This window comes from Candidatus Magnetobacterium casense, from assembly GCF_019173545.1.
GTDB classification, from domain to species: Bacteria; Nitrospirota; Thermodesulfovibrionia; order Thermodesulfovibrionales; family Magnetobacteriaceae; genus Magnetobacterium; species Magnetobacterium cryptolimnobacter.
This window is the reverse complement of record NZ_JABXWD010000084.1, coordinates 1-11,581: the sequence shown is the minus strand read 5'-3', so window position 1 is coordinate 11,581 and position 11,581 is coordinate 1. Positions and strand designations below refer to the sequence as shown.

General features: G+C 48.9%; 8 protein-coding genes and 1 tRNA gene. 4 read left to right on the top strand and 5 right to left on the bottom strand.

Annotated features, from left to right (window positions below; translation table 11 throughout):
• The first annotated feature begins 343 nt into the window (after window positions 1-343).
• Window positions 344-4,900 (top strand): Ig-like domain-containing protein, encoded by a 4,557-nt coding sequence (locus HWQ67_RS06485; RefSeq protein ID WP_218251858.1) that lies wholly within the window; start codon window positions 344-346, stop codon window positions 4,898-4,900.
• Between the two features lie 229 nt (window positions 4,901-5,129).
• Complete coding sequence (locus tag HWQ67_RS06480) at window positions 5,130-6,470, top strand: FG-GAP repeat domain-containing protein (RefSeq protein WP_218251857.1); 1,341 nt, start codon at window positions 5,130-5,132, stop codon at window positions 6,468-6,470.
• Between the two features lie 258 nt (window positions 6,471-6,728).
• Here the strand turns inward: HWQ67_RS06480 and HWQ67_RS06475 are convergent, their stop codons facing one another.
• The 5 genes from HWQ67_RS06475 to HWQ67_RS06455 all read right to left on the bottom strand — a co-directional run bounded on the left by HWQ67_RS06475 (window position 6,729) and on the right by HWQ67_RS06455 (window position 9,063).
• A complete protein-coding gene (locus tag HWQ67_RS06475; RefSeq protein WP_218251856.1) occupies window positions 6,729-7,103 on the bottom strand; it encodes a YraN family protein in 375 nt (124 codons plus the stop codon).
• A gap of 52 nt (window positions 7,104-7,155) precedes the next feature.
• Window positions 7,156-7,233 (bottom strand) — tRNA-Pro (locus tag HWQ67_RS06470).
• Window positions 7,224-7,619 (bottom strand): MerR family transcriptional regulator, encoded by a 396-nt coding sequence (locus HWQ67_RS06465; RefSeq protein ID WP_255317142.1) that lies wholly within the window; start codon window positions 7,617-7,619, stop codon window positions 7,224-7,226. The genes HWQ67_RS06470 and HWQ67_RS06465 overlap by 10 nt, the downstream gene beginning before the upstream one ends.
• Window positions 7,620-7,739: 120 nt before the next feature.
• Entirely contained in the window at window positions 7,740-8,012 is a 273-nt protein-coding gene (locus HWQ67_RS06460) for an integration host factor subunit alpha (RefSeq protein WP_218251855.1), read from the bottom strand.
• Between the two features lie 61 nt (window positions 8,013-8,073).
• On the bottom strand, window positions 8,074-9,063 hold the full coding sequence (locus HWQ67_RS06455; protein WP_218251854.1) for a peptidylprolyl isomerase: 990 nt from the start codon (window positions 9,061-9,063) through the stop codon (window positions 8,074-8,076).
• A gap of 353 nt (window positions 9,064-9,416) precedes the next feature.
• On the opposite strand from HWQ67_RS06455, the gene HWQ67_RS06450 reads away from it, so the two are divergent.
• Together HWQ67_RS06450 and HWQ67_RS06445 are read left to right on the top strand one after the other, a co-directional pair.
• On the top strand, window positions 9,417-10,544 hold the full coding sequence (locus tag HWQ67_RS06450) for an NAD(P)/FAD-dependent oxidoreductase (RefSeq protein ID WP_218251853.1): 1,128 nt from the start codon (window positions 9,417-9,419) through the stop codon (window positions 10,542-10,544).
• A complete protein-coding gene (locus tag HWQ67_RS06445; protein ID WP_218251852.1) occupies window positions 10,537-11,466 on the top strand; it encodes an energy transducer TonB in 930 nt (309 codons plus the stop codon). Before HWQ67_RS06450 ends, HWQ67_RS06445 begins: the two co-directional genes overlap by 8 nt.
• Window positions 11,467-11,581 lie beyond the last annotated feature (115 nt).

Sequence of the window (11,581 nt, the reverse complement as noted above, 5' to 3'; positions counted from 1 at the left end):
AGACCCCCTCACAAGGGAGCACGGCCCCCTTGACCCCGTAAAGGGCTGGTTAATAAGTTGAGAAGTGGTTATTTTAGCATAACAAACATCATGATTATTTCTAATGCTGCCGCCCTGGATTGCCTGTTGACAATATCTGCCTTTTAATGTTATCGTCTATAATGAGTGCTGATAAATACCAAAATCCACAGGCAGTAATCCAAAGGGCTTGCTATGTTACTAACTGAGAGCATTAATAACTTATCGAAAAGGAGGTCATGTATGCTTGTTTTTTCAGCGAGTATATTGACGGACAGGTAGCTTACAGTGTAAACGTAAACAAAACTTTTAGGAGGTACCACTTATGTCTCGATTTCGTGAGTTTAGGTTCAGCGTTATTGCTGACAGGTTTTTAATGATTTCACTGTTTATTTTTTTACTATTGTCGCCGAGTTCATTGACCTATGCAAATGACAGGGAAACCCCTCAAGGGCCAATACCGGCAGGTCCATCAGGAGGTGCAACTAGTTCCCCAAACGAGCGTATATGGCATGTGGATGTCAACTCTGACTGCCAAAACGCAGACCACCGCATTGATTTGGTCATTGATGAGGAGCCAGGCCGGATTACTGATACACTTCTTAGATTGACGGCGTGGGATGTGGACTATAACAAACTGGGAGGCTGCGTCGGACGAACCCCGGAGATAGACCATGTATACCTAAACGGAAAAAAAGTGGGACAACTGCAGGGGGCAACCGACTCATGGAGCCTCAATGCCTTTAACATATCGCCCGGGGATTTAATCAAGGGAACTAACAAGATAATGGTAGACACTGATGTCACACAGACAGGATGCTGGTGTGTGGCCATAGGATTTGTGGAGGTAGTGGGTACTGTAGGCTTTGAAATAACAGAGTTCACACCCGCTAAAAATAGCGAAAACGTTCTGTGGGACAAACCCGATATCGTGGTAAAGTTTAGTGATGAGTTAGACACCGGCACGATAAACAGGGACACGGTCAAGTTGGATTACCGGGACAAGTCAGGCAATTGGGTGGATGTTGACAGTACACTGGCTAATCCGTCATCTAAAGAGATAAACTTGATCCCCACAACGGACCTAAAAGACGGCATTCGTTATCGTATGAGGGTGATTGGCGGCAACAATGGCGTAAAGAACAAAAGTGGCGCTACGCTTAATAGCACAACGCAGTGGACGTTCTGGACAATGATCAACCTTGATGGTCAAACCAAGGATTTGTATCCACCAAATGCAACAAAAGACAAACTCCAGATCACATGGTTCAACACGCTGCGTAACAAGAACCTGGTCAGAGACAAGAGGGTCGTCAACCGTATCTATGTCTTGTGGGATAAGAAGGATGATGTCTTTGAGCTGGACCAGGCTGATTTTTTTGCTGCATACGTAACCCTTGACTGGGGTACAGGTTCAAAAACAACGCCCTCCATGATAATTGAACGCCCCGATAAGTACAACAAAGCTCGAAAAAAGAGGGCTGAAAATACAATAAATTTTGATCATGACAATGCCGGTGGCAATGAAACATATAAGCTGACAGTAGAGCCATGGCCGCAAGCTCAGGCAGAGAAAAGGGTATTCAAAAAAGAGGCCGAGGCAACAACAGTGGCAGCCAGAAACTTAAAGACGGATGTCTATGTCGCCGGTATATCCGGTTGGTTTAATGGAACTGATGCCGTAAAAGTGGCATCCGCTAAGGGTATGTTTGGAGATGGGGCATCGTATACGGAAGAGGTCTTCCCGATCTTTGAGTTTGAGTACACCGATAAAGGGGAAATTGTTAGCGGCGCCGGGGGCTTTGGGATGAGCAACGTGGGTTTTGAGTATAATGCTGAACGTGATCAACGTAGCAACAAAAACAGCGTACCGGGCAATGACGCTATCTGTGAGAATGTCAGAATGGTTGATGTAACGGATGCAGGTGGTAATGTAACCAGATTGGAAGAGGTGGATGCGGTTGCTAAACACATGGCAAATATGTTGGGAGGCAATAGGTTTGTCGTGGGCTTGACACCTAATAATTTACTGCCCATAACTCTTAACAGCAATGAAAGTTGCATAACAGGAAGGAGTTATCCTGCTGAACACGTTATTCTCTTGTCTGAGAGTAACTTTAATGAAAGCACGGTTGCTCATGAGGTAGGTCATGAGTATGGCCTGGCCATAACAACCGGTGCCGGATGTACCAATAAACACAACAACGATGGCACTAAGATAGAGGGCTTTAGGGTTCACATTTTGACGAACCTGGCAAACAAGTCTTTCTCCGAAGGTAATGGAGAATTCGATGAAACGGATGTCAATCATTGCGATGGGACTTCCTATAAGACACCGGTTGTTCCTGTAATGTACCAGAATGTTCAATCTGCGGAGTTCAGATGGATGAGGGATGATGATTATGACCATCTGTTTACTTCAATTCCGGCTCTTATGGCTGCGTCAGCGCTCTCAGGGGATTGGTTGGTTGTCCAGGGATACCTGGATGCCTCCGGAGCAATAGGCGTTATGGACCCACTATATCGGCTGACACAGAGAAACATAGGCGCTCCAGGTGGCAGCGGTTACACTGTAAGTCTGCGTGATGCCTCCGGAGGCGTAATCGGTGGGGCCGGTGGCACATACACCTTTGGCCCAAGCGAATTCACTGAAATGGACAATGCCGGCGATGAAGTAAAAGGGGTCAGTAAGGTGTTTATCTTCACAATTCCCTATGATGACACGGCGCAGACTCTGACGCTCACAGGGCCGGTCAACACAAAGACAATAGACAGGGCCTCCTATGGCAGCGCCCCATCAGGTGTTGGTTTTACCTATCCCACAGACGGCGCTACACTAACCGGCAAAGTAACCCTAAGCTGGACCGGTACGGATGATCAGGGTAAAATCTATTATCGCCTGGAATATAGCCCTGACGGCATAGATTGGACCCCACTGGCACACGGCTTAACCGCTACCACCTATAGCGTAGATACCACCCGATTCTCCAGCGGCGCAAACCAGAAACTGGCGCTAATCGCTTACGATGGCTTTAACTCGGTACGAAAAGAGATCACCATAAGCATCAACAACGCTGTAGGAGTAGCCCATGTTGTCCCCGGTAAAGGCGCAAAGAATGTTAGTAAGGGCATTGTGTCGGTGGATTTTGTTACCCCTATGGATGCATCCACTATAACCAATTCTACGTTTACGGTAAAACAGTATAACGTGCCTGTGGCGGGTAGCGTAACATACAACAGCGTTTTAAACAGGGCTACCTTTACACCAACGGATAAACTGAGATCCAATACCAGCTATACGGCAAGCATTCTTGGAGGGGCAAACGGCATAAAGGACCAGTACGGTAACAAGATGGCATTAACCTACACCTGGACATTTCAGACCGTCAAATTCAATACCCCCCCTCGTGTCACAAGCACTGTCCCCAAGAAGGGCACAACCGATATATCAATAAATCCGGCTATAAAGGTCACCTTCGATAAGTATATCCTAAGCAACACCCTGACCACATCCTCTTTTATAGTAGTCAATGCCTCCGGCGCCCCTGCATCAGGTAGTGTAACATACGATAGCGCAAACAACAGCGCCATATTTACTCCATCCGCAGACCTCTCCCCAAACACCACTTACACTGCAACTGTGACAACTGCTGTTACTGATACAGAGACCCCCGCTAATGGTCTTGAATCTGACTACTCCTGGAGCTTTACTACCGGCACTACGAAAAGCAGCGGTGTCGTAATCAATCAGGTCGAATCCGACTCAGGTATGGACACAAATGGCGATGGCTTCTATGATGTCCTGGTAATAAGGGTTCAGGCAGAGGTTACAAAGCCCGGTACTTTCAACCTGAATGCGCAGTTGAGAGACCAAAATGGATTGGATATCCAGTGGAGTTCTATAACTGAATCGTTCTCAGCCAGGGGCGTCTACTCAATACCCCTGGTGTTCGATGGTGCAACCATAGCCGCACACGGGGTCGATGGCCCATACATTGTAACCAACCTGTACATATATAGCAAATCTACACTGGGCGTGTATAACGCAATGCGCGGGAGCTATCAGACGCAACCGTACAATACATCCAACTTCTACTCCGCTATAAGACTATCGCCAATCCCCAACATATCGGTGGCACAGGATTGCACCAACACGGATGTGGTAAACCTTGAGTCATATGCCTGGCACATGAGCCTCCCCGTCTCCTCCCTGACGTACACAAAGCTGCTGGACACCGAACCCAAGGCAGGGGTAAGCATCAACGCCAAACACATGCTTGATATCAACCCAACAGCCGGGTTCACCGGTTCTTCGGATGTCACGATTGAACTCAAGGACAGCTCCGGCAACAGGGCACTGTACACCGTGCGTGTAAACGTATCACCTGCCTACAAGTTTGCCGGGCCGGGATTGTACATGATATCCCTGTCAAACCAGCCGGCAGATACAAAGCTCTCAAGCGTACTGAAGTCAATCGACGGAAAGTATGACGGCATCTGGGGCTACTCAAACAACCAATGGCACGTCTATAAACAAGGCAGTTCCCTGAACAACCTCGACACAATTGAACCAGGCAAGGGATATTACATCAGCATGAAGGAGGCTGCCAATTTAACCACGTTGGGTTCTGCAATCACCTCGAAGACTATCAGCCTTACAAAGGGCTGGAACCTGGTAGGCTTTAACTCAATGGAGGCCAAACCAATGGCCGATGCCCTTAACTCAATAGCCGGCAGGTATGTGGCCGTCTTTGCCTACGTCAATGGCAAGTGGATGATATACGATCCAAACAACCTGGCAGCCAGTGACCTCACTACGATGACACCCGGGTACGGGTACTGGATATACGCAGTGAGCGATACCAACTGGTCATTGCAGTAAGGGAAATATCGGGATGAGCGTCTGCACTCACGGGGCGTTCGTCTTGCCGGTTATCAAGGTTGATGAAAGGGTATCCTCTTTATTTCATGGTAGCACAAGAAAGAAAGGGGCGGCTCCGCCCCCCTTCAGAACCCCCCGCAAGGGGACCAGTCCCCTTGACCCCATTTTACCATGCTTTTTTAAGAGGATACATGAAAGGGCACATGAACCAACTATTAAGGAGGTCTACATGAGACACATAGTTTTGCTTATCACGGGTTTTGTATTGATGTTCACTGCAACGCATGGGATATCGTATGCGGCGGGGCTTCCGTTGCCATACAGGATAGGAGGTACGATCACCGTATCAGGGGTATTGCTGAATCAGGCGGCGGCTACGGGGCTGGTCGTTACCGTAAAGAGGGCAGACGGTTCAGACTACAAGGACGGCAATAACAATATCGCTCAGGACAAGGATGGCCTGGATTCAAACAACCTCTATATTGTTGACATCCCCATATACGATGATACATCGCAGACATCGGGGGCAAAGACCGGTGATGCGGCCACAATACACGTCTCTCTCAGGGGGGGCCGGTATACCGTAACAGAGCCTGCCGGTGGCGCTATAACGATTGAGGCATCGGGTTCCACGCAGATATTTAACCTTCAGGTAACGGGAGGTAAAAGGGTTAGAAATGACTTTGATGGCGATGGCAAAAGCGATATCATCTGGCGAAATGCAAAGACAGGTGATGTCGTCATCTGGCTGATGAGTGGCCACAGCATAGGTCGAGGCGCTTATGTTGTTAGGGGTATACCGGCAGATTGGGAGGTCAAGGCTATCGATGACTTCGATGGCGATGGTAAGGCCGATGTCCTGTGGCAAAACGTAAACAACGGCGACATCTACATCTGGATCATGGACAGTGACAAGATATCCGGTGGTGGTTATCCCGTACATGGAGTGCCAGGGGATTGGAAGTTCACGGCCACCGGTGACTTTGATGGCGATGGCAAGACCGACGTCCTGTGGCAAAACACCCAAACCGGTGATGTTGCCCTGTGGCTGATGGATGGCGCCAGGATAAGTAGCGGTCATTTTGTCGTAAAGGCTATGCCCGCAGAGTGGACTCTCAAGGCGGTGGCCGACCTCAATAACGACGGCAAGAGTGACATGCTCTGGCAAGCCGCCAATGGCGACGTCTACGTATGGCTGATGGATGGTGCCAATATAAGCGGTGGTGCTTACTCTGCCAGGGGCATACCGAGCAACTGGGTGGTGAAGACGATCTGTAATTTTGATGGTGATGGTAAGGCCGACGTCCTGTGGCAGAATACTCAAACGGGGGATGTTGCCATATGGTTGATGGACGGGGCCACGGTGCTCGGTGGCAACTACGTGGCACGTGGCATACCGGGCAACTGGAATATCCTGACAACGGGTGATTTTGACGGCGATGGCAAGACCGACATCCTGTGGCAGGACTCCTCAACCGGGGATATATACATCTGGCTCATGGATGGTCTTAATATAACCGGTGGTGGATTTGCCACCAGGGCGTTACCGCTGGATTGGTGGGCTGAATGAACCGGTAGGTCATGCTCGGCAAGCGAAGGGACTGTTTCAGGACGGTCCCTTTGAAAAAAACATAGCACACGATGGATTTGCTCTGCCGTAAAGCTCGATATTATAGCGCCTTTCGATTGCGTACGATACAAGAAAAGAAAGGGGCGGCTCCGCCCCCCTTCAGAACCCCCCGCAAGGGGACCAGTCCCCTTGACCCCGTAAAAATGCTACGTATCTTGTATTTAATCCAAACGAAACGTGCTATACTATGACAGACAATCAGAGTTCAAAGGCGTCCTTTATGTGTTGCAGGGTCTTGTGGTAGGCTGGTGAATGTTGGTTGTGTGTGAGTTTTACGCTGATTACATCGAACCTTACCGACGGCTCAGGGGATATTCCTTGAATGTACAGCAGCGCCGTGTTTAATATCTTACTGCGTTTCCTGTATGTAATGGCCTCAACGGGGTCTCCGAAGGTGTTGCTTCTTCTGGTCTTAACCTCCACAAACACAATTGTTTGGCCATCTTTAGCTATGATGTCTATTTCGCCGACGTCATTTTTGTAGTTTTTCTCTACAATAGAGTATCCGAGTTTTTTGAGGTAGCACATGGCAACCCACTCGCCGTATTTGCCAATGAGGAGTTTTTTTGTCATCAACATGTGCCGGAAAACCGCAGAGATACCCCCCCTCCGGTACTGATAGAATTGGTCGGGGCGACCCGATTTGAACGGGCGACCACTCGCACCCCAAGCGAGTGCGCTATCCAGGCTGCGCTACGCCCCGCCTTTCTTTAAACGATACAAAATCTCCCTTAACCGTGTGCGAATCATATCAATGGTCTCTCTCAGCTCTACATCTGCGACATCTTCACTATCTTCCCTGACCATGTCCATGTACTTGGAACCCAACTTTTTACGCACACCCTCTATAGTAAAACGCTCTTCGTACAACAAGCGTTTTATTTCAAGCAGCATTTCGATGTCTTTCTTCTGATACATCCGCTGCCTTGACTTGCCCTTACGCGGCCTGAGAAAACTGAACTCCGTCTCCCAGTACCTCAAGACATAAGGCTCCAACTTTGTTATACTGCTGACTTCGCCGATCTTGTAAAACAGTTTATGCGGTAGTTCCTCCCGCTCATCCTGAGTGGTCATCGGCGACTTAAACATATACCTGCCTCCGTACCGAACTGCACCATGTCGCTGTTACAATCCCAACGACTACTGCAACCCCCTGCAACCCCGGTTGACCCAACAGTATAATCTCTAACACCCGGTTGCACATACCAGCTACTCTACCGTGGCCTTTAAGAAACTACTTGGCTTAAAGGTAATAACCTTCCTTGAGGTTATCTCTATATCCTCACCGGTCTTTGGATTTCTGCCCCGTCGCGGTCTCTTGCTGCGGACATTAAACGAGCCAAATCCGGATATCTTTATCGAGTCACCACTAGCAAACGTCTGCTTCATCGTCTCAAGTATAATCTCAATGATCTCCTCAGCTTCTTTTTTTGGGAGACCAACGTTTTCAAACAACGCATTCACTATATCGGCCTTTGTCATACCCTATCAAGATTAATTATATCAATAATTTAAGGGTTTGTCAAGACTTTTTTAAAGCGCTTTATAGCATTACCTTTATAAACCTCTTTTCTTTTAAGGATTTTATCCAATCCCTGAAAGCCCTCTTTGACTTTTCTGCAAACAGGTCCCTGCGCACCTCGTCCCTGGCCTGACCTTCGTTAGCAATTTCCTTCTTTTCAACCAACTGTACGATATTCATCCCCTTATCGGTTACAAATATCTTGCTGAACTGTCCTTGATTTAACGGTTCCACATTGGCGAGGAAGTCCTTGTCCATCTCCTCCTTGCTGATAAAGCCGAGGTCACCACCGTTTGAGGCATTGGGGCCATCGGAGTACAGCGCTGCCAGTTTGCCAAAGTCCTCACCCCTGAGCAACTTCCCATAGACATCCTCGGCCATCTTCTTGAGCGCCGGCCCTTCACCGGCAGGTTTGTCCTTACCGGCTTCAGACATCTTTGATATGAGGATCAGCCGTATCCTGTACTGACTGGAAACAGTGCCGGGTCTTTTGTTTTTGAGTCTTTGGGTTATCTCATCCTCGCTCACGATCACTTTAGCGGAAACCACGGAATTGCCCAACTTGCTCAACAGTATTTGCTCACTCAACCGCTGCTTGTACTCCTCCACGCTGAAGCCCTCTTTTTTGAGCACCTCGAAGAAGTCCTGTTCCGATAAGGAGTACTTGCGTCTGATGTCCTCAATTGCCGCATCCACTTCGGACTTTGATACCCCGATGTTGTGACCCTCGGCATACATAAGCTGCACCTTGATGTCGATCAACGTGTCAAGGAACTCACGCTCATGCTTACCCATAAAGGCAGCCTTTTGCGAGCCGCTGAGATTTTTGAGTTCATCCCTCATGTCAAACTCCATGGCCCTGTACAGCTCTCCCCACGTAATTACCTCCTTGTCTATCACCGCAACAACACGGTCAAGAACCATTGCTCCTGCCTCCGTGCTGTTAAACAGCAACACTAAAAACAACATCATATACCTCAATTGCCATTGATTTTTGATCTCTATCACCACCTTTTTTTATTACTTTATAGTATCCTTAAAAATGACATTGTTTATATTGTGACATATCAACATAAAAAAGTGCAAGAATGAAGATTAAAAGAAAAGTTGGCTAGGGCAATCGCATTAGAGAATTTTATGAATTGTTGATAGTTTAAAGATCAAGGTTACGCATGATGGGGTCAAGGGGGCTGGCCCCCTTGCGGGGGGTTCTGAAGGGGGGCGGAGCCGCCCCTTTCTTTCTCTTACGGTCAAATGCGATTGCCCTGGAAAAGTTGGCGCTTTCGTAAAGTGAGTGGGTGATAGTATAATAAGGTGCTCTTGCCAAGTTTGAGCGGGTAAGATTAATGTACAAAGAGATAGATATGAATATAAGAAATGGGCATTATGGGGTCAGCAACATTCCAGAGACACAGGTGGCAGTAGTGGGAGGTGGCCCTGCGGGGGCAACCTGTGCAATGCTCCTTGCGGATGCCGGTATAGAAACGGTGCTTATAGAGAGGGACCTGTCCAATAACAAACCCTGTGGAGGTGGACTTATTGCTACGGCCTTTAAGGAATTTGACCTGCCCGTGCATACCATCCGTAAAATGGTCACCACACTGAGACTTATCGCCCCCTCGGGAAAGACACGGGAAATACCCTTGCCCCAAACGCAACTGGCCATCATTGACAGGCCAGGCTTTGACGCCGCCTTGCGAACACGAGCACAGGAGCGGGGCGCTCACCTGATGACTGGTCAGTGCAGGGGGATAACCGTAAAGGATGGCAGGGTCATCCTCACCGTTGGCACCAACGATTGGGATAGTACGCAGATCAGGGCACGGTATGTTGTAGCGGCAGACGGCGTCAATTCACGCCTGAGAAGACTACTGACCGGATCGCTCCCGAATCGTCTGTACACCCTCCATGAGATAATCAAAGGACATGAGCGACAGACGTGCGACTTTATGTTTGGTTCGGCGTTTGCGCCCAACTTCTACTCATGGGTCTTTCCTCACGCCGAGGGGATATCCCTTGGGACGGGTTGTGTTGATGTTCCGCGGGCAGGGGGATATCTGAAAAACTGCCTCGCTGCATACGGGATCAACTCCGGTGGACAGCAGAGAGGGTATTATATACCCTTCTGGGACAACCGACTTTACTTTAAAGCCGGGGTTTTTTTTGTTGGAGATGCCGCCGCCCAAGTGATGCCATTCACCTTTGAGGGGATATACTACGCCATGAAATCGGCTGAGTTTGTCGTCGCCGCAATTACTGAGGGCAAACCGTCGTTGTACAAATCCCTGTGGGTGCAAAGGTTCAAGAAACGATTTGTGCTCATGAAGATATTACAGGGGATATTTCTCCGTAACGACAAGATGGCAGAGTCGCTGGTGTCCCTGCACGAACAACCCGACATCCAACAGGCCGCAATGCGCTTTTGGATGCACAAGGAGGGCGTCTTGAAAAGTCCCCGCATGTATATCAACTATTTGACAAGACATGTTTAAACGTTACCTGGCAATATCCATGGCGGTCCATATACTTGTAGTTTTTCTGCTGCTTTTTGTCATCAAGCCGAAGAGGCCAACTCCAAAGTACACAAAGGACAAACCCCTTATAGCGCAGATAGTCCCGCCGGAGCCAAAACCGGCACCCCAGACAAACATCCCGCCTGCAACAAAACCTCACCCGGATAAACGTTCATCATCAGCCCCGGAGGCCAAAAAATCTCCACCATCCGTCTCTGCCAAACCGCCGGAGTCTCCACACAAGCCATCCCCCCCCAAACCAAAGGTCTACGAACCAGACAGACCAATTGCCAAGGCCCCACAGCCTCCCGCTCCTCCCCTGCAGACCACACCCAAGGGGCTTGAAGCACCGGCACCAAAAGAGTCGGTTCCCTCCAACGTTGTTGTACCTGTTGCCCCTCCCACACCCGAAAAAACGGAAGGTTCACAGGCATACCCACCGGCGCCACCCAAAAAACCGTCCACCCCCTCACTGGGTAACCTCTTTGACAGTGATGTCATAGAAAAACATGCCATGGCCTCCCGCAAAAAAGACGAAACCACAAGGCACAGTGCCAACACCTCTGACAACAAGAACAACAGTCTGTCACTGGATGTCGATGATATGCGATACGCCATATACATGAGACGTGTAAAGGATAACATAGAAAGTGTATGGCAGTACCCCCAGGCAGAGGCTCGTAAAAAGATATACGGGGATCTGTACATCAGCTTTACAATAAACAAAAACGGCACCCTGGGAACTGTTGAGGTTGTCAGAACATCGGGACACAAGGCGTTGGATGAGGCCGCCGTGCGTTCGATCAGAGATGCCGCACCGTTTTGGCCATTACCCGAGGAGTGGGGAAAGGAATCATTTACTATACGGGGCCATTTTGTCTATAATATGTACACGTTTTAAGTGAACTATGGGGCGTTTATTTTTGAGAACAGGCGACAAGGTAAGACATCTCCGGTACGATAACTGGGGAATGGGGGAGGTTATCGAAGAGATGCACTCAAACCTGTCCGGGGGT